The 18,399-nt window shown below is 37.3% G+C and carries 22 protein-coding genes; 6 read left to right on the top strand and 16 right to left on the bottom strand.

Annotated features, from left to right (window positions below; all coding sequences use genetic code 11):
• Positions 1 to 83 precede the first annotated feature (83 nt).
• Positions 84 to 1,064, top strand: a complete 981-nt coding sequence (locus IPM71_15375) for a T9SS type A sorting domain-containing protein (GenBank protein QQS50942.1) — start codon at positions 84 to 86, stop codon at positions 1,062 to 1,064.
• 182 nt (positions 1,065 to 1,246) lie between these two features.
• Here IPM71_15375 and IPM71_15370 read toward each other — a convergent pair whose 3' ends face one another.
• The 5 genes from IPM71_15370 to IPM71_15350 form a co-directional block, all read right to left on the bottom strand.
• Entirely contained in the window at positions 1,247 to 2,137 is an 891-nt protein-coding gene (locus IPM71_15370) for an ATP-binding cassette domain-containing protein (protein QQS50941.1), read from the bottom strand.
• Positions 2,122 to 2,802, bottom strand: coding sequence for a molybdate ABC transporter permease subunit (modB, locus tag IPM71_15365; GenBank protein ID QQS50940.1), 681 nt, complete (start codon positions 2,800 to 2,802; stop codon positions 2,122 to 2,124). The genes IPM71_15370 and modB overlap by 16 nt, the downstream gene beginning before the upstream one ends.
• Positions 2,803 to 2,892: 90 nt before the next feature.
• Positions 2,893 to 3,291 (bottom strand): TOBE domain-containing protein, encoded by a 399-nt coding sequence (locus tag IPM71_15360; GenBank protein QQS50939.1) that lies wholly within the window; start codon positions 3,289 to 3,291, stop codon positions 2,893 to 2,895.
• A 124-nt stretch (positions 3,292 to 3,415) separates the two neighbouring features.
• Positions 3,416 to 4,153 carry a molybdate ABC transporter substrate-binding protein gene (modA, locus tag IPM71_15355; GenBank protein QQS50938.1) on the bottom strand — a complete coding sequence of 246 codons (738 nt, stop codon included), beginning with the start codon at positions 4,151 to 4,153 and terminating at the stop codon, positions 3,416 to 3,418.
• Positions 4,154 to 4,185: 32 nt separating this feature from the next.
• Entirely contained in the window at positions 4,186 to 4,413 is a 228-nt protein-coding gene (locus IPM71_15350; GenBank protein QQS50937.1) for a hypothetical protein, read from the bottom strand.
• A gap of 345 nt (positions 4,414 to 4,758) precedes the next feature.
• Here IPM71_15350 and IPM71_15345 point away from each other — a divergent pair, with 345 nt between their 5' ends.
• On the top strand, positions 4,759 to 5,973 hold the full coding sequence (locus IPM71_15345; GenBank protein ID QQS52855.1) for an IS701 family transposase: 1,215 nt from the start codon (positions 4,759 to 4,761) through the stop codon (positions 5,971 to 5,973).
• Here the strand turns inward: IPM71_15345 and IPM71_15340 are convergent.
• The 8 genes from IPM71_15340 to IPM71_15305 form a co-directional block, all read right to left on the bottom strand.
• Positions 5,870 to 6,994, bottom strand: coding sequence for an alginate export family protein (locus tag IPM71_15340; GenBank protein ID QQS50936.1), 1,125 nt, complete (start codon positions 6,992 to 6,994; stop codon positions 5,870 to 5,872). The genes IPM71_15345 and IPM71_15340 overlap by 104 nt on opposite strands.
• Before the next feature lie 62 nt (positions 6,995 to 7,056).
• Positions 7,057 to 7,566: a tRNA (N6-threonylcarbamoyladenosine(37)-N6)-methyltransferase TrmO gene (gene tsaA, locus IPM71_15335; GenBank protein QQS50935.1), complete on the bottom strand. Its 510-nt coding sequence runs from the start codon at positions 7,564 to 7,566 to the stop codon at positions 7,057 to 7,059.
• 52 nt (positions 7,567 to 7,618) lie between these two features.
• Positions 7,619 to 7,951: a LysR family transcriptional regulator gene (locus tag IPM71_15330; GenBank protein ID QQS50934.1), complete on the bottom strand. Its 333-nt coding sequence runs from the start codon at positions 7,949 to 7,951 to the stop codon at positions 7,619 to 7,621.
• A gap of 2 nt (positions 7,952 to 7,953) precedes the next feature.
• Positions 7,954 to 8,196, bottom strand: coding sequence for a TOBE domain-containing protein (locus tag IPM71_15325; GenBank protein ID QQS50933.1), 243 nt, complete (start codon positions 8,194 to 8,196; stop codon positions 7,954 to 7,956).
• Positions 8,197 to 8,394: 198 nt separating this feature from the next.
• Entirely contained in the window at positions 8,395 to 8,880 is a 486-nt protein-coding gene (locus IPM71_15320; protein ID QQS50932.1) for a DUF1847 domain-containing protein, read from the bottom strand.
• Between the two features lie 3 nt (positions 8,881 to 8,883).
• A complete protein-coding gene (locus IPM71_15315; GenBank protein QQS50931.1) occupies positions 8,884 to 9,258 on the bottom strand; it encodes a NifB/NifX family molybdenum-iron cluster-binding protein in 375 nt (124 codons plus the stop codon).
• A 6-nt stretch (positions 9,259 to 9,264) separates the two neighbouring features.
• On the bottom strand, positions 9,265 to 9,576 hold the full coding sequence (locus IPM71_15310; GenBank protein QQS50930.1) for a hypothetical protein: 312 nt from the start codon (positions 9,574 to 9,576) through the stop codon (positions 9,265 to 9,267).
• Positions 9,577 to 9,580: 4 nt separating this feature from the next.
• The gene (locus IPM71_15305; GenBank protein ID QQS50929.1) at positions 9,581 to 9,976 is read right to left on the bottom strand and encodes a DUF134 domain-containing protein; all 396 of its coding nucleotides are present in this window, start codon (positions 9,974 to 9,976) and stop codon (positions 9,581 to 9,583) included.
• Positions 9,977 to 10,173: 197 nt separating this feature from the next.
• On the opposite strand from IPM71_15305, the gene IPM71_15300 reads away from it, so the two are divergent.
• The 3 genes from IPM71_15300 (at position 10,174) to IPM71_15290 (ending at position 15,720) form a co-directional block, all read left to right on the top strand.
• Positions 10,174 to 11,268 carry an HlyC/CorC family transporter gene (locus tag IPM71_15300; GenBank protein QQS50928.1) on the top strand — a complete coding sequence of 365 codons (1,095 nt, stop codon included), beginning with the start codon at positions 10,174 to 10,176 and terminating at the stop codon, positions 11,266 to 11,268.
• Between the two features lie 592 nt (positions 11,269 to 11,860).
• Positions 11,861 to 13,075: an IS701 family transposase gene (locus tag IPM71_15295; protein ID QQS52854.1), complete on the top strand. Its 1,215-nt coding sequence runs from the start codon at positions 11,861 to 11,863 to the stop codon at positions 13,073 to 13,075.
• Positions 13,076 to 13,137: 62 nt separating this feature from the next.
• The gene (locus IPM71_15290) at positions 13,138 to 15,720 is read left to right on the top strand and encodes a PAS domain S-box protein (protein ID QQS50927.1); all 2,583 of its coding nucleotides are present in this window, start codon (positions 13,138 to 13,140) and stop codon (positions 15,718 to 15,720) included.
• A gap of 5 nt (positions 15,721 to 15,725) precedes the next feature.
• Here IPM71_15290 and IPM71_15285 read toward each other — a convergent pair whose 3' ends face one another.
• Positions 15,726 to 16,784: an ankyrin repeat domain-containing protein gene (locus IPM71_15285; protein ID QQS50926.1), complete on the bottom strand. Its 1,059-nt coding sequence runs from the start codon at positions 16,782 to 16,784 to the stop codon at positions 15,726 to 15,728.
• A 119-nt stretch (positions 16,785 to 16,903) separates the two neighbouring features.
• Here IPM71_15285 and IPM71_15280 point away from each other — a divergent pair, with 119 nt between their 5' ends.
• A complete protein-coding gene (locus tag IPM71_15280; protein QQS50925.1) occupies positions 16,904 to 17,083 on the top strand; it encodes a hypothetical protein in 180 nt (59 codons plus the stop codon).
• A 31-nt stretch (positions 17,084 to 17,114) separates the two neighbouring features.
• Here IPM71_15280 and IPM71_15275 read toward each other — a convergent pair whose 3' ends face one another.
• Both IPM71_15275 and IPM71_15270 read right to left on the bottom strand, forming a co-directional pair.
• Positions 17,115 to 17,552: a hypothetical protein gene (locus IPM71_15275; GenBank protein ID QQS50924.1), complete on the bottom strand. Its 438-nt coding sequence runs from the start codon at positions 17,550 to 17,552 to the stop codon at positions 17,115 to 17,117.
• A gap of 87 nt (positions 17,553 to 17,639) precedes the next feature.
• Positions 17,640 to 18,359, bottom strand: coding sequence for a hypothetical protein (locus IPM71_15270; GenBank protein ID QQS50923.1), 720 nt, complete (start codon positions 18,357 to 18,359; stop codon positions 17,640 to 17,642).
• Between the last annotated feature and the right edge of the window lie 40 nt (positions 18,360 to 18,399).

Raw genomic sequence — 18,399 nt, 5'->3', positions numbered from 1 at the left:
ACTTTACATACCCCCACCGTTAGTGTTCATCAAAAGCAACCTTTTCTTTAACTTACTCATCATTCTTAAATATCTAACAAATCATGAAAGCAAAAAAGCTATTTGGACTAATAATTGGAATTATCAGTCTAATTCAAGTAAATGGCCAAGAATATTTTCCAATAATGGGTGGAACAACTCAATGGAATATTGTAACGCAAGTATTTGAAGGAGTGGGAACCTATAAATATTATGCTAATAGAGACACGTCCATTAATGAAATAAATTATAAAATACTTGAGGAATACGATACAGATCAAGGTGGCATCTATTTATATGATACATTGATTCATGGTTTTTTACGAGAAGATTCTTTGAACAAAAGAGTATTTATTCGGACAAACTTTGAAAAAACTGGAATAGATAAAGAATACGTTTATTTAGATTTTTCAATGAATGTTGGCGATAGCATAAAATTATTCAATGTCAATTGGACTGGAGTTGATTCTTTGGGTTTTTACAAATTGGATAGTATTAAAATTATTAATACAATTATTGGAGAAAGAAAAGCATTTTATTTATCAGGTCCTGAACATCAACAATATGAAGGTTTTCCTGAGCAATATTTCTTTAGTAATCCTATCTGGATTGAGGGAGTAGGTAGTTTAAGTAACCCAATATTACCGTATACTGAGCCATCTGCTGATTATGAACAATGTAAATTTTCAAATAATATACTATCTTGTTTTTGGAAAAATAGCGAGAAGGTTTATCAATCAGATTTTTCTCTCGAATGTGGGTGCGATATAAGTGATGGGTGGGGTGCCCTTGATGACAATAGTCTTTTAGGCAATATCTTGTTATATCCAGTTCCTTCAAACAATACTATTCAAGTATGTAATAATAACCCTAATAAGATTAATGTTAATATATTTGATGTCAATGGGAACCTAATATTTTCAACTTATTTAGAAATACTTGAAACAAAATATATAGACCTATCAAATTTTCCTAGTGGTATTTATTCTTTGCAATTCATTGGTGATAATCAAATGATTGGAATAAAGAAAACAATAAAATACTAGTTAACGAACACTAACAAATGGTCTGCGAGCATGCGGGCCTTGGTGGGTGGGCAAAGTAGGTGGCTCGTAAATGTAACTCATTGTACACTGATATATATGGTTAAAACTTGATCTGACAGTCGGACATTTTAAACACTTAGAATTTAGCTTGTCATAAAATGCTTTCCAAGAAGCATTGAATCTCAGAGTGTAATTTTTCTTACAATGGGGTTAAATGCTTTGGTAAAAACCATCACTTGATCGCCAATACTGAGGTTTTCCATGTCGCTGTCGAAGGCAATCACTTTAATTATTTGATTACTTCCCGATATTACAGTAAGAATGCTGATTGTATCCTGTTTATCGATACGTGCAAGCTGTCCGGTAATTTGGACTTTCCCGCTTATGCTACTGTCGCAAAAAACTTCGTCGGGCTTACCGCTACGCCCGATTAAACCATTATCAATGCAAAGTACATGACTTGATAAACGAAATACCTCGTTTAAATCGTGGCTCACCATAATGGTAGTAACGCCCAGCATTTGGTGCGCACGAGAAATTTCGTGCTGCAAAGCAATCCGCATGGTGGCATCGAGAGCCGATAGCGGTTCATCCAAAAGCATCAATTGTGGTTTGCGGGCCAATGCACGAGCGAGCGCAACGCGTTGCCTTTGTCCACCCGAAAGCCCGGTGGTTTTCCGTTTTCGGAATTCGGCCAAGCCAAAAATCGTAAGTAAATCATCAATGTCTTTGGGGTTTTGTTCGGGTTGGGCAAATTGAATGTTTTGTTCCACTGTCATGTTAGGAAAAAGTGCATAGTCCTGAAACATAAAGCTTATGTTGCGATACTGAGGGGCAATATTAAGGCGTTTCTCGGAATCGAACCAAACCGTATCGCCAAATTTTATAAGGCCCCTGTCAGGCTTTACAAGACCGGCCAAAATGCGCAAAAGCGTAGTTTTGCCTGCTCCCGAAGTACCAAACAAAGCCACCAATTCGCCTGACTTTATATCGGTTTTAACTGCAAGGTTCATTTTGCCATTGGCAGTATGCATCATTTTCTCTATATCGATTGATATTAGATTGTTTTCCATGGATCATGCTTTTTGTTTACGCTATAAATAATAGTCAACAAAATGAGCGAAATAGTGAAAAGAATTAAGGCGTATTTATTTGCTGTCGAGAAATTGAGTGCCTGAACCTCATCATAAATTGCAATGGAAGCCACACGGGTTATGCCTGGCATGTTGCCCCCAACCATTAGCACAATGCCAAACTCTCCAATACTGTGGGCAAAGGTAAGGGCCAGTGCCGTGATGATTGATGGTTTAATGTTGGGCATGAGTACCTTAAAAAAGGTTAACAATTTAGTTTTACCGAGGGTATACGATGCTTCGCGCAAACTATCGGGCAACGAACGCAATCCATTGTGCAGGGGTTGCACCATAAACGGCAAACTGAAAATAACCGATGCTATCAGCACCCCTTCGAAGGTAAAAGCCAGGCGTAGATCAAATGTTTGAACCAGCCATCCCCCAAACCAATTGCGTGGGCTGTATGCTACCAACATATAATAGCCAATTACCGATGGCGGCAACACCATAGGCATGCTCACCAATGCCTCAACAAATGGTTTGATCCAAAATTTGGAATAAGTGAACCAGTACGCAATAGGTAGGCCAATTGCTATTAATATAATTGTGGTTAAAAAGGCAAGTTTAAATGTTAACCAGAGGGTTTGTGCAAAAGCAGGATCCATATTTTAATGTGTTAATGTGTTAATAGTTTTATATGATAAAGTGATAAAGTGCTTATGGGAGTTTAATTAGCACATTAGCATATTATTAAATTAGCACATTAGTGATATTTCGTTTGATTTTACCAAGGCTTCAATGGCATCGCCTGCCTTTATTTTCAGCGAATCGACTGCCCGTGTAGTAATGGCTGAAACAAGGATGTGTTGCTGAAATTTCAGGCTTACCTTGCTCAACAATTCGCCACGCTCAACCTCTAACACCTCGCAATCCATGCGGTTACGCAGGCTTATTAAACCATTACGATTCTTAGCCAATGTCACTTCTGTTTCTTTAAAAACCAGCTCAACGGCTTTACCTTTTTGCATCCAATGTGGATTTAAAGCTGACTCGATTAGCAGGGCCGAAAAGACCTGCCCATTTACATCGACATCAACCAACAAAATGGCTCCGGCTTGTTGTATTTGGCTTATGATACCCGTTAGTTTGTTCATATAATTAATTTACCAATTTGTGAATGTGCTAATTTGCTGATTGAAAGATGAATTATTTAAAATTAACACATTAGCACATCAATTATTTCATATTCTCAAATTGTCTCATTGATTTATTGGCAAATTATTCAGGAACCGTAAAACCATGCTTTTCAAAAATAGGCATGCACTCAGCACTCAACACAAAGGCCATAAATTTTGCTGCCTCGGGGTTATTTTCCCAGGTTTTTAAAAGCACCATAGCCTGCTCCACAGGACTGTAGCTTTTAGGATCCACTTCGATGTAAGTTCCTTTCATATCGGGAGCCAGTGCCAAAGCCAAGGCTATAAATCCAATTTCGGCATTGCCAGTTTGGGCAAATTGAGCGGCCTGTGCGATGTTGTCGGCATACACTATTTTGTCCTTCACTTTATCAAACAGTTTGTAATAGTTTAAGGCTTCAACTGCACGTGACCCATAAGGTGCCACATCGGGTTTTGCAATAGCAATGCGATTTACCGAAATATCTGTTACCATGTTGATGCCCTTTGATACATCAATGGTGTTGCTCCAAATAACCAACTTCCCATAGGCATAGGTTTTAATTTCGCCTTTGGTAATTCCCTGGGCTTTAAGTTTTTCAGGATAGATTTTATCAGCAGCCATAAATACATCAAAGTTGGCACCATTGGTAATTTGCTGTGCCAATGCACCCGATGAACCCAGGGTCACTTCTAATTTTACATGAGGGTTCGCCACCGCATATTTTGCTTTGATCTCCTCTAGTATAAACCGAAGGTTTCCAGCAGCAGCCAATCTTACCGTTTGAGCTTGAAGGCTAATACTTATAAGTATTAAAAGAATAATAATTACTTTTTTCATCTTACCAATTTTAAAATTTGAACTCCTTTGTTTTACTTTTCTTCAACTACAGCTGGGGTTTTATAAAACTGTGGTTTTACGCTTACCATCATATATGCCCATTGCTGAGATCGGGTTTCAACGCCATCGTTTTTAAAATACTTTTTAGTTATGCCCGAATTAAAATATTTGCTGTACCCACCTTGCACTTGAAAAACCTTTGATACAACATATTTTAAGGTTAAATCCATTTCTGCACCTAAATATTTATTTTGTTCCATATTCTCATAATAAAATGCTTTGTCGAAATAAAACAGATGCCCTGTTATTTCGCATAAAACTTTCGAAATTGGTTTATAATTCTACTTTAACAGATTAAACAAAACCCTTGTAAACATTGATATTTCAAGGAAATTCAGTATCTTCAATGCACAGAAAAACAGGCTTATCGTTCCGAAAAATGTTTAATACAACGTAAAAATAATAATCGATATGGAAAAACACTGACCTCTGTAATAGAGCGAGTTAGTGTTCACCTTAATGATTATCAGCATGTATTTTGTAATTCAACAAAGAAGTTCTTTGACAAAGCACAGCAATATTCATTAGGAATAATACAAAGTCAGATGCGCAATATTGAAAGAATAAGCGAAGATTTGGGAGCTAACTACCATCAAATGCAGCACTTTATAACTGAGTCTAACTGGGATCATCGAGTTTTGATAAATCAAGTAGCCCAGGAAGTAAGCCAGGTTTTACCCAAAAGAAAACTTACAGGATTGATTATTGATGAAAGTGGTTGGGTAAAAAAAGGCGACCATAGCGTAGGCGTTGGACATCAATATTGTGGGAATGTAGGGAAACTATCAAATAGTCAGGTTGCGGTATTTGCTTGTTTAAGTAATGGGGATTTTGCATCAATGGTTGATGCCCGACTATACCTTCCCAAGGCTTGGTGTGACGACAAGACAAGATGCGAAAAAGCAGGCGTTCCTGTAAAGCACCGAACATTTAAAACTAAGCTCGAACTGGCATTAGAAATTATTCGCCAGCAAGTAACCAATGGCATCATCTTCGATTTTATTGGAGGCGATGGTTATTATGGTAACGATGTGGATTTTGCCAGCAGCATAGATTTGCTTGGTTATCTGTACATGCTGGATATCCATAAAGACCAAAAAATATATTTGGAACGTCCTGACTTGGCTATTCCCGAGCGAAAAAGCAATAAGGGTCGTGAACCCAAGAAATTAAAAGCAACTACAGACGAATTAAGTGTATCAAAATATTTACAGACTTTAAATGACGAAAATTGGCAGCGTATTAGTGTTCGTAATACAGCCAAAGGAGTTCTTGTAGCTGACTATCATTTTATAAAGCTTTGGATAATCAATAACAGTAAAATGCAAGTAGAGCAAAGGTTACTGGTTATCCGTAAAACGAAAACCAAAGAAGGCAAGGACGAAATAAAATATTCTTTTACCAATGCTAATCTTGAACAATACACTAAGAAAGCTATAGCCTATATGCAAGCACAACGGTACTTTGTAGAACATTGCATAAAAGAATCAAAACAGATACTCGGGCTAGACCAGTTTCAGACACGAAAATGGCTTGCATGGCAACACCAGGTTGCATTAAACTTTTTGGTCTCGTCATTTATTTTAAAAGAAAAATTGCATTGCTTTGATGATTTACCTTTACTATCGGCTCGTGATATTAAAGAATTTATCACTTTTAAACTTTATAAACAGATGACCGAAGAACAAATGATTGATAGAATTTATGACCGGCATTTAAAACGACAGCGTGATATAAATTACTCATATTCAAAATTGTAAATCTGTTAAAGTAGAAATAATTAAAGCTTCCATAATAGTTGACCAAACCCTGCGCGGGTAATTTTGTATAATATTCCATGTAACCGTTATAATTGTGCAAGGCACCATATAATCGGTTGTAAGTGTTCGATTTATTGGCATCGATGGTGGTTGCAGAACCTGAATAAAAATCGATGCCCAGCGTTGCCGTATACTTATATGCAAATTCGTATGATGCTTTTGATGCATAAAAATGAGCAATAAGTTTTGCATAGCCTCCTGATGAAACAGTTTTTATCATATCGTTGCCTTGTTGAAAATGGGCGGTGATCGAACCCGACAATGGAAATAAATCAGACTCATAATTCAAATAAGTCCCAAGCGTAAATCGACCATAATTAGTTTCATAGTTCGTGGGGTTCTCAAAACCCTCGGCGAGCAGCATAGTCGAAAAACTTGTATTTTTAAATGGCTGAACAGAAACCCATCCAAAGGCCATATATTTATATGTATTTATGTTGGCATAAGAATAGGCTATATCGACAAGGGTATCTTTCGCATTATTGTAGGCAAAACCAGAATGAACCTGAAGAAGGGTAGTTTTGTATTGAAGCAGAAGTAAATCGTGCACAATGCCCGTGGAACTCCAGTTGGGGGAGGCAAAAATACGGTTATCGTCGTATCTTAAAGGCTGGCGGCCAGCCTTTACCGATACACCAGAAGTTATCAAATACTCGAACCAAGCTTCATACAACGAAAGAAGCGATGCGTTGGTTTTTGTGTTACTGTTGCCCCACACATGGGCATCTTGTATGGACAGGCGTGCGTTTAAAAGGGCACTGCTGTATTCAAAGTTTAACCGGGTACGCTGCACGGTAACAAGCATAGGACTTAATGTATCGACCAATGGTTTTCGGAACCCTTCGCGATACTCCAATCGTGGCCTAAACTCGGCATCAATCAGCGTGGTTTGCCCAAAGACATCGAAAAAGGGAATCAGGGTTAAAAAAGACAGGCAAGAAATGAGGTAGTGTTTTCTCATTTTATTCAATTAAAGGTCAAAAATTCACCATTAATCACCCGGAACTTCCAAATCATTCGCACCTATTTAGTTTCGGGTTTTGCTGTATCGAACCTTCCGTCCGATTTCATTTTTGAAATTTCAATGTTACCCTTTTCCTCCAACCAGCCCCCTGATGCATTGTTCAGGCTATCGTATTTTGGAAAATAAGGTTTAATATCAATAAGTGGAGTGTCGTTGAGCATGTCGGCACCTTCGAAATAAACCTGGTTGTCCTCTACCTTTTTAAGTTTTACTATAGATATGCCAATGCTGTTGGAACGAACAGGCGCACGGGTGGCAAAAATGCCATGGGGCTTGTTGTCCATAAAAGGCACTACCGAAAGATTATACCCTTTAACCATATGGAAATGGTATAGTAAAATAATGTGCGAAAAGCCTTCAAGGTCTATAAGCCCTGGTGTAAACTCTTCTATAAGCTCCACAATTCCCTCTATGCCCTGTGCCCCTTTTGGTTGAATGGGCATATCGGCAATTCTTTTATAAGGTGTTTTTATTACACCTATGGATCGGTAAATAATCTCGGTTTGCATCTTTTCTATTTTTTCGATATACACAATAATAGATAACGAAGGGCAAAAAAAATCAAAGGTTTATTTCTGCATTAATCTGGCTTACCATTTTCATTATCATTGCTTCAATCTGTTTATATTCTTTGAGTATTCTTTGGCCATAAGCCGAAATTTCGGTACCACCACCTTTTAACCCACCACGATGCTTTATAATCATTGGCTCGGGGGCCACACGATTCATTTCATCAATCATATTCCAGGCATGTTGATATGAAATTTTAAGTTGAATGGCTGCAGCCCTCAAACTACCCGATTTTATAATTTCCTGAAGTAATTCTGTTTTAACAGGGTCTAAAAAACAACTACCGCTTTTATTGATGGATATTTGGCAATCGACTTCAATCATTGCTAATGGCAATTACAGTTATCGTTCTTGCAGTCGCAAGGCGTGCCAATTATCACCTCAGTCGATTTAATTACTGCAAAGGCTGTTTTTCCTGGTTTCAAATCCAGGTCGGCAATGGCATCTTTTGAAATAATAGCCGATATAATATTGTCGTTTCCCAAATCGAGTACCACCTTGGCTGTAATCAAACCCTCTTCTACTTTTAAAATTTTACCTTTTAGTTGATTGCGTGCGCTTAATTTCATTTTAAACAAAATTGAAGTGAATATTCTTTTTTTGGCAACCAAGCATTGTGCCACTGTTGTAACGTGCTGTATATAAGTAAATAGTGAAATATTTTATATTTCACTATTTACATTTTTGTAAAACCAAATATTTTACTTTACATAGATGTAAAATAAAATTAAAATATTTTAAGCTTAAGCAATTAAACTGGAGGTTATTTATTCTTCTTTCGGCATAATTTCACGAATTGTTTCCAAAGGGTTTTGCCTGTGTACGCGATCTTTTATTGCTAATGCCGTAACGGGCGATGCTGACTTGCTGTTAAACACCATGTCGTGCCCCACGCAGAGACCCATCGATAAATTCATTTCTGTTCCTGCTTCTTTCAGGTATTCAGCCTGGCCAGCTGGGTTACACATAATCCCACTGCCTTCTTTCCCTAAAATTTCTTCTTTGGTGTGACGTCCGTATTTGCAATCCACCTTTACAACCTTAAACTCGTCAGACAGAAACTGGCTAACAGCCTCGGCCTCTTTCGAAAACGATACACAATGGGCAATGCCAATGCATTTCATATTCGCCTTACGGGCAAAACTCTTTATTTCTTCCAGCCGGTTCTGGCCTTTTACGATGGTCTCTTCAGCAGTATGCATGATCGAGAGCGAATGGCTATCGTATAGCTTTTTTATATCCTTATTCTCCATGGATTAATGCTTGCATTCATGCCCCTCTTCATGATGATGGTGATGACCACAACCGGTTCCTGAATCCTTAATCTGATTGCTTAGAAAATCTTCTACTAACATGTTAACATCGCCAGAACAACCACGATAAACCTGAATGCCCTGGTTGTTAAGCACATTGAGCGCACCATTGCCCATATTTCCGGCCAGCATAATTTTCACTCCCTGCTCTCGCAACACTGTGGCAATATTACTCTTACAACCACAACCTTGTGGTGAGGGTAAAATTTCCGATTTTTCAACCTTGTTTTGTTCGTTAAGGGTGAATACGGTATAAGCTTCGCAATGACCAAAATGGTCGTCAACCAGATTTCCTCTGGTGGGTACTGCAATTTTCATTATCTGTTATTTTAATTGTTGAATAAAATTATTAATTGTTACAGGCTTATCAATAACAACCTGTTGTATGTTTTTGCTGCGAAAAATGCTGGTAACCTTCGATCCGAAACGCCCGGCCACGACCATCTCCACTCCCATCTCCATCAAAACTTCTGCAGCATCGCACCCTGCCCTGTCTGTTTGCAGATGACTTGTATTTTCTATAAATTGACCTGTCTGGTTGATAGTGTCGTACACATAAAACCATTTGCACCGTCCAAAATGCTGGTCAATTAATGAATTGATACGATTCTCTGCCGCAGCAATTACCACTTTCATGCTTTCAGGTGTTTAAAATAATTTGTTGGTTTTCGCACAGCGGACATTGTTTTTCAGACGGCACCCGAAGCGTAAACCTTATTTGACAATGGGAGCAGGTATACCATACAGCAAGCTCTACATTCCCTCCTTCGAAAGTAATCGGACAAGCCTCAATAAAAGCCTGGGCAATTTTTCGACGTACACGTTCGTAAATTCGCGTAAAAGTTGGGCGAGAGATCTTCATCAACTCGGCAGCCTCGGCCTGCGTAAGCAATTCATAGTCGCAGAGATTCAAAGCTTCGTATTCTTCAAAACTAATACGAACCTCATTTCCACTTTTTCGTTTTACATCAACAGGTTTGAACCCACTAAAACTTGGTGAGGCCTGTATGATTCTGTTTTTTGGAGTGCGCGACATTCAATAAAAAAAGATGAACGCAAAGATAATGAACATAAGTTCATATTTACAAATTTATTATGAACATATGTTAAGAATAATAGCAAAATAAGCAGAAAACAAATCGAGTGTTTTAATTGCCCATGGGGTAAAAAAGGGCAGAAATAACTACTGACTTTTAAAAATAAGCCCAAAAATTATAACTTTGAAACAAAAAAATGCTTCTTCTATTTTTCTATCTATCTCTTGCTCTTGTTATTTCCTTTTTGTGTTCAATTATGGAAGCTGTATTGCTTTCTACCCCCCACCCTTTTTTGGTTGTAAAACACGAAAAGGGACATACATGGGCAGGACAACTTATTAATCTGAAGAAAACCATCGATAAACCTCTGTCGGCCATCTTAACCCTGAATACCGTTGCCCATACGGTAGGTGCAGCGGGGGTAGGTGCCCAGGCTGTAAAAGTATTTGGCGAAGCCTATTTCGGTTTAATTTCTGCTATGCTAACCATATTGATTCTTGTTTTTACAGAAATAATTCCAAAGACAATAGGAGCACAATACTGGCGTGGGCTTGCACCGGCAGCTACCTATGCCATACGTATTATGATTTTTGTTGCCTATCCACTGGTAATGCTTTCGGCGATCATAACCAGAATGTTTTCGAAAAACAATAATGAACAATCGACCAGCCGGGAAGAGATATCAGCCCTGGCGAGCATTGGAGCCGACGAGGGAATTTTTACCGAAAAAGAACATAAAATAATACAAAACCTTCTTAAGCTGAAAAACCTGAAAGTATCGGAGATTATGACCCCCAGGGTGGTGGTGGCCATGGCCAACGAGGAAATGCTTTTACCCGATTTTCTCAAAAGCAAAGAATACCTGAAATACTCCCGTATCCCTATTTTTGCTGAAAATGATGAAAACATTACCGGATATGTGTTCCGTCAGACCGTATTTGAGAAGCTTGCCGAAGACCAGCACCAACTAAGACTAAAAGACATTAAGCGCGAAATTGTGGTGGTTCCCGATTCAATCGTACTGTTTAGTTTATGGGAGAAGCTGTTGGCCAAAAAAGAACACATCTCCCTGGTAGTTGATGAGTATGGAGGAATGGATGGAATCGTAACCATGGAAGACATTATCGAAACCTTGCTGGGACTTGAAATTATTGACGAAAAAGATACCATTACCGACATGCAAAAATATGCCCGCGAAAGGTGGAAAACCCGTCAGGCAAAATATGATATCCTCGACCAGATAAGTCAGAAAACAGAAACAAATAAAGCCGTTAGAAACATTGAAGACTGATATTAAGCCATTCGTATAGAGTTTTTTTTTCAAGAACAAGTCGTCGATTTGGCGAATATTAAGCTAAAACAGAAAAATACATTATTGACTAAGAATTAAATTAGCATATATTTTAAAGTTAGAGGTAATTCTATAGTTCATACTTTCAGCCAAATTTCAATTTAAAAAGCAAAATTACCACCAGTCATTATTATTGAATTACACTACTTCGCAAACCAAAATTCTTTTCTAGGGTACACTCATTCATACTAACCCATTTTTTTTTAATCAAGTACAAATTGATTTCAATTAATTCGTTTAAACCATTTTTTATGAAAATTAGTTAATTCTACTTTAACAGATTAAACAAAACCCTTGTAAACATTGATATTTCAAGGAAATTCAGTATCTTCAATGCACAGAAAAACAGGCTTATCGTTCCGAAAAATGTTTAATACAACGTAAAAATAATAATCGATATGGAAAAACACTGACCTCTGTAATAGAGCGAGTTAGTGTTCACCTTAATGATTATCAGCATGTATTTTGTAATTCAACAAAGAAGTTCTTTGACAAAGCACAGCAATATTCATTAGGAATAATACAAAGTCAGATGCGCAATATTGAAAGAATAAGCGAAGATTTGGGAGCTAACTACCATCAAATGCAGCACTTTATAACTGAGTCTAACTGGGATCATCGAGTTTTGATAAATCAAGTAGCCCAGGAAGTAAGCCAGGTTTTACCCAAAAGAAAACTTACAGGATTGATTATTGATGAAAGTGGTTGGGTAAAAAAAGGCGACCATAGCGTAGGCGTTGGACATCAATATTGTGGGAATGTAGGGAAACTATCAAATAGTCAGGTTGCGGTATTTGCTTGTTTAAGTAATGGGGATTTTGCATCAATGGTTGATGCCCGACTATACCTTCCCAAGGCTTGGTGTGACGACAAGACAAGATGCGAAAAAGCAGGCGTTCCTGTAAAGCACCGAACATTTAAAACTAAGCTCGAACTGGCATTAGAAATTATTCGCCAGCAAGTAACCAATGGCATCATCTTCGATTTTATTGGAGGCGATGGTTATTATGGTAACGATGTGGATTTTGCCAGCAGCATAGATTTGCTTGGTTATCTGTACATGCTGGATATCCATAAAGACCAAAAAATATATTTGGAACGTCCTGACTTGGCTATTCCCGAGCGAAAAAGCAATAAGGGTCGTGAACCCAAGAAATTAAAAGCAACTACAGACGAATTAAGTGTATCAAAATATTTACAGACTTTAAATGACGAAAATTGGCAGCGTATTAGTGTTCGTAATACAGCCAAAGGAGTTCTTGTAGCTGACTATCATTTTATAAAGCTTTGGATAATCAATAACAGTAAAATGCAAGTAGAGCAAAGGTTACTGGTTATCCGTAAAACGAAAACCAAAGAAGGCAAGGACGAAATAAAATATTCTTTTACCAATGCTAATCTTGAACAATACACTAAGAAAGCTATAGCCTATATGCAAGCACAACGGTACTTTGTAGAACATTGCATAAAAGAATCAAAACAGATACTCGGGCTAGACCAGTTTCAGACACGAAAATGGCTTGCATGGCAACACCAGGTTGCATTAAACTTTTTGGTCTCGTCATTTATTTTAAAAGAAAAATTGCATTGCTTTGATGATTTACCTTTACTATCGGCTCGTGATATTAAAGAATTTATCACTTTTAAACTTTATAAACAGATGACCGAAGAACAAATGATTGATAGAATTTATGACCGGCATTTAAAACGACAGCGTGATATAAATTACTCATATTCAAAATTGTAAATCTGTTAAAGTAGAATTAACTTGAACCTTTGGATTGAGAAAAAATAAGAAATTGAACACGGATGAGATCTCTTTTAAAACAAATAAAGTTTGAATACAAAATCCCGATAATATACCTTCTTTTAGGAGCCTCCTGGATTTTATTCTCTGACACTTTGGTTGATCAGATTGGATTAAGTAAGGAATTATTAGTAAAAGTGAACGTATCAAAAGGATTCTTCTATGTATTAATAACCACTATGCTGTTGTATTATCTATTGAAAATACATCAAAGAAAAAACCTCGTTGCAGAAAATATTATCAAACAGCGGAATGAATTACTCGAAGACCAGAACAGCGAACTAAAAAATCTCAAACAGAAGGCTGAAGAAAGCGAATTGCAATTTCGTTTATTAGTTGATAATGCCCCTGAAGCAATTCTTATACAAGTCGATTGGAAATTTGTCTATGTGAACAAAGCTGCCATAAAACTATATGGAGCTAAGAACGAACAAGAGCTAATAGGTAAAATGGTGTTTGACCGTATTCACCCCGATTTTAGAGAATCCGTTTCAGAAAAAATTGTTCAATTGAACCAAAAGCAAATGTCGGTTGAAAGTTCAGAATATAAACATCTGAGATTAGATGGCTTAGCAATAGATGTCGATGTATCAGCGGTACCAATAAAATTTGAAAACAAAAGCGGAGCATTAGTTTTTGTTCGTAATATTTCTGATCGGAAACAAATTGAAAAAGATCTGAACAAAAGTTTCAACCTGTTAAACAACCTTGCCAGACAAGTACCGGGTGTTATTTACCAATATCAATTATTTCCCAATGGTCGCTCTGCATTTCCTTTTTCAAGCCCTGGAATGTATAATATTTATGAGGTGACTTCCGATGAAGTAAGGGAAGATGCATCGCCTGTTTTTACCAGGATACACCCCGAAGATTTTAACTATATTGTAGAAACCATTAATGAATCGGCTAAAAATCAAACCGAATATCACTCCGAATTTCGTGTTATTTTGCCCAAACAAGGCGAAAGATGGAGACTTTGCAATGCCAAACCTGAACTTTTAGAAGATGGAAGTACACTTTGGCATGGAATAATTATGGATATTACCGACCGTAAAAATGCCGAAGAATTATACAAGCAAAAAAATGAAGAGGTAAATACTTTTTTTGAGTGCGCCATTGATTTGTTATGCATCTCGGACACGAATGGAGTTTTTGTACGTTTAAACAAAGAATGGGAAAATGTATTAAACTATACTCTTGAAGAATTAATCGGTCAAGAATTTATCAAATTTGTTCATCCCGACGACATTGAATCTACCCTTAATGCATCCAATCAGCTAGCCAACCAAGTTGAGATATACAACTTTACGAATCGTTACCGCTGTAAAGATGGCAGCTACAAATGGATCGAATGGAAAGCTTATCCTAAGGATAAATTTATCTATGCAGCTGCACGAGACATTACCGAAAGGGTAAACCAAAAGCAGGAACTAATTACAGCTAAAGAAAAAGCTGAAGAAAGCGATCGTCTAAAAACGGCCTTTCTTCAGAACATGAGCCACGAGATTCGCACTCCCATGAATGCCATCATGGGTTTTTCAGAATTTTTGGTTCCCAGTTTCCATGACAAAGCTAAACTCGAATACTTTACTAATATTATTACCCAGCGTTGCAACGACCTATTGGTAATTATTGATGATATTCTGGATATTTCGAAAATTGAATCCGGGCAGGTAAAAATAAATGCCGATAGCTGTAATTTAAGTTCACTATTCGAAGAATTAAAAGCATTCTTTACTGAACTGCAAAAAAAACAGAAAAAAAACCACATCAAATTTTTTCTGGAATTGAACAGAGATACCGAAAATCTGATTTTTTTAACCGACGCAATCAAACTCAAGCAAATCTTCATAAACCTTATTGGTAATGCCTTCAAATTTACCAACGAAGGATTAATCGAATGTGGGTGCAAATTTTTTAACTCTGATACCTTGTTGTTTTATGTTTTGGATACAGGGGTTGGAATTCCGCAGGAAAAGCAGGAATTAATTTTTGAGAGGTTTGTTCAAATTAATCCTTCCAATAGTCGGCTATATGGAGGTACTGGATTAGGACTTTCAATAGTGAAAGGGCTTGTAAATCTGCTTGGCGGAAAAATTTGGCTTGAATCGGAACCCGAAAAAGGGTCAGTTTTTTACTTTACCATTCCTTACAAAGCCCTCCCCCATATAGAATCGCAAAAAAAAATAATTAAAGAGCAAGCAAATTTTGGTTATTTCGCCGAAAACAAAACTTTATTAGTGGTCGAAGACGATACATACAATACAGCCTATTTAAAAGAGATTCTATCTAAAACTAAACTAAATGTAATGTATGTCCAAAATGGGAAAGATGCCATTGAGGTTGCCCGGGAGCAAAACATCGATTTGATACTAATGGATATTAGCCTACCTGATATTTCCGGTTATGATGCCATCGCACAAATTTTAAAATTTAAGCCTACAATAAAGATTGTTGCACAAACAGCTTATTCAATGCCTGCAGACAAACAAAAAGCCATCAATGCCGGTTGCATCGATTACATAAGCAAGCCACTTAAGGCTAATTTTCTTTTAGATATGGTATCTAAGCATTTAAACGACTAATATCCTTAGCTGAATATTTTATCAATTTGTAGTGATGGAAATGCAAAAAAATCTTTTAAACTACACAACTCTTTAAATTCTTCGTGCTCATAATCTGCGAAAGCAAGACACTTCTTTTTAGGATACCAAACTAAGAAGCCTCCATGGCTATAATTATCGACTTCACTTAACAAATCTAAAAACTTGTGCTTTTTCCAGTCAACCTCTTTTAAGTCTAACAAAGAATGGAAGATAATATACTTCACATAAGAATTTTCGGGTATTTCTATTCTTCGATTATTGCTACGCATAATAGCCAGCAATTCCATGGGAATTTTATATTTTTTTAAATCGTAGATTTTCTGTTCTTCATTGTGCCACTTTTCGGGCTCTAATGACTTAATAAAGGCCATCAACGCTTCATTTTTGTTCTCCACTGCGCAATTATACGGGCGTTCTCCATAGTTATCTTTTCGGGTAACATCGGCACCATGCTGCACTAATAGTTTGACAGTTTCTAAATCATTGTTCTTTGCTGCCACGTGTACAGGTGAAGAATTGTAAGGAAAAACCATATCGGGTTCACAGTAATTCACATCCACTCCATAATTCAGAAACATTTTAACAGCCTGGTGCTGTCTGCTATCAACCGCCTGTCGAAACGAAACCCCATCCTTTTTAATATCATAGCCATTTTCAATTAAAATTGAAATTGCCTCGAAATTATTTCCATACAAAGCTTCGTTCATTGCAGATTTTCCAATTTTATGTCTGGCGTTTACATCAGCACCCCGCCTGATTAATTCTTTAATAGTTTCTGCATTGCAGTTGGAACAAGCCATTAAGATAGCCGGATAATCTTTGTCGTTTAAGTCAACCTTTTTTGAGAGTAACCAGTCAACTACCTTCATTTTATTTTCGCAAAGTGCTATTATCAGCGGGGTTACTTCGGTATGGTCTGTGATTTTAACTTTTGCGTTTAGGTCTAAACCCATGGAAACTTTGTTTTCCAAAGCATCAATGTTTTCTGACATAATCAACTTGCCTATTTCTGTTAGTTCGGTTGTGGGTCCAAAAAATTTCATACGCTTGATGAATAAACAATTAAAACCTTAAATTTAAAAATATTAAACTGATCTCCAATTCAATGCAGAGTGCAGCAAATGGCCTCTACTATAAGCGATAAGCCATATATAGAATAGGCATGGAATACATTATCGAAACCTTTCGGGGACTTGAAATAATCGACGAAAAAGATACCAATACCGACATGCAAAAATTTGCCACCAAAAGGTGGAAAACCCGTCAGGCAAAATACGATATCCCCGACCAGATAAGTCAGAAAACAGGCGAAAGCAAACCTTTTAAAAACATCGAAAACTGATTGACTTAAAAGCCTTTTTGCGACTTGTCTCTTAGAAACTATATCTGTAACCCAAAGAAAAATAAAGTGGAGCTATTTCAAAATAATCGATGGTAATAAGCGTGAGGGTTTCGGATGAGTATTGCTGCTTATAGTCTTGCTTGCCATATTGATAAGCGCTACATACAAACAGACAATGTTTGTTCGCTTTTCCTAAAAACCGGTTATATCTCAGGCCAAAACTATAAACTGTAGTGAGAGCTTTGTAATAGTCATTGTTGGGTATGTAAAAACCAAGGCCTATATTGAAGCTTATCAGGTTTTTCTCGTTTGAAAATGCATTGTAGCCAATTCTTAGTCCTGATAAGAAATCATCGAAACGGGAGTTGACATCTCTGTTACCAAGCCCAACATACGCCTCACCCCAGAGAGAAGGAGAAATTAAAGAATGCTGATAGGCCAGTTCGAACTGGTTTACAGAAGATAGCAAAGAGAGTTGATTTTTGTTTTGTGCCTTTAAACTGCAATTAACCAATAGCAAAATCGCCAAACTTAAAATTGATTTCCTCATAAGTCTTTACTTCAATGTTACTTTAATACTACTTACAATGGATGTGGCACTGGTCAATACTTCAAAATTGGTTTCCAGAGTCCCACTGCTTCCATCGGGACTGCTATAACCAATCATTTCCAGCTCCGATTTGCTGGTTTCGGGATAGATAGTAGTGGCATAAACAATAGCCGGCTGTCCGCTTCCTTCTTTTCCGCCCGAATAATTATCTGCTCCTTCGAGTGCATTTTCAGGAAAGAAATCGTTAAAATCGACCGAGTGATTGAATTCAGCTTTTATTACAAACGGCTTTTGAAGGCTGATTGGCCTCACAAGAATCGTTTTGTCTTCTTTAGGTGTTGCTCCGGTTATTCCATCGGTAAGTGGTTGATCTTTTGTCGGCAATAAAAGGCCATCTTCATAAATCACACCTCGCTGATAGGACCAGTGCGGAAGGGATTCTTTTCGCCGGTTGCCTTTGTTTGCCTGCCATCCTTCGGTAGCAGTTTTATAGGTAACAAAAACGGTCGACAGGTAGTTTCCCCTTGTATCTTCAATCCAAATGGCAAACTGCGGAGCATTTTTTTTATTAAATCCAAAAAACAAAGGGAAGTCGTGCAACCAATATTCACCGGTTTCAATTTTTAGTTCAATATCCCCATTTATATAGATTAATTCTTCCTTTTCGCATGAATTAAAGCAACATACGCAGATGAATATCCAGAAGTGCAAGGCAATCATTTTCATTGAGTTTTACATTAGTACTTTCAGGCAAAGTACCTCAATC

The sequence above is a fragment of the Bacteroidota bacterium genome, assembly GCA_016699695.1.
Lineage (GTDB): Bacteria > Bacteroidota > Bacteroidia > Bacteroidales > UBA10428 > UBA10428.
Note: the sequence above shows the minus strand (reverse complement) of the source record. Positions and strands in the feature narration are given on the sequence as shown.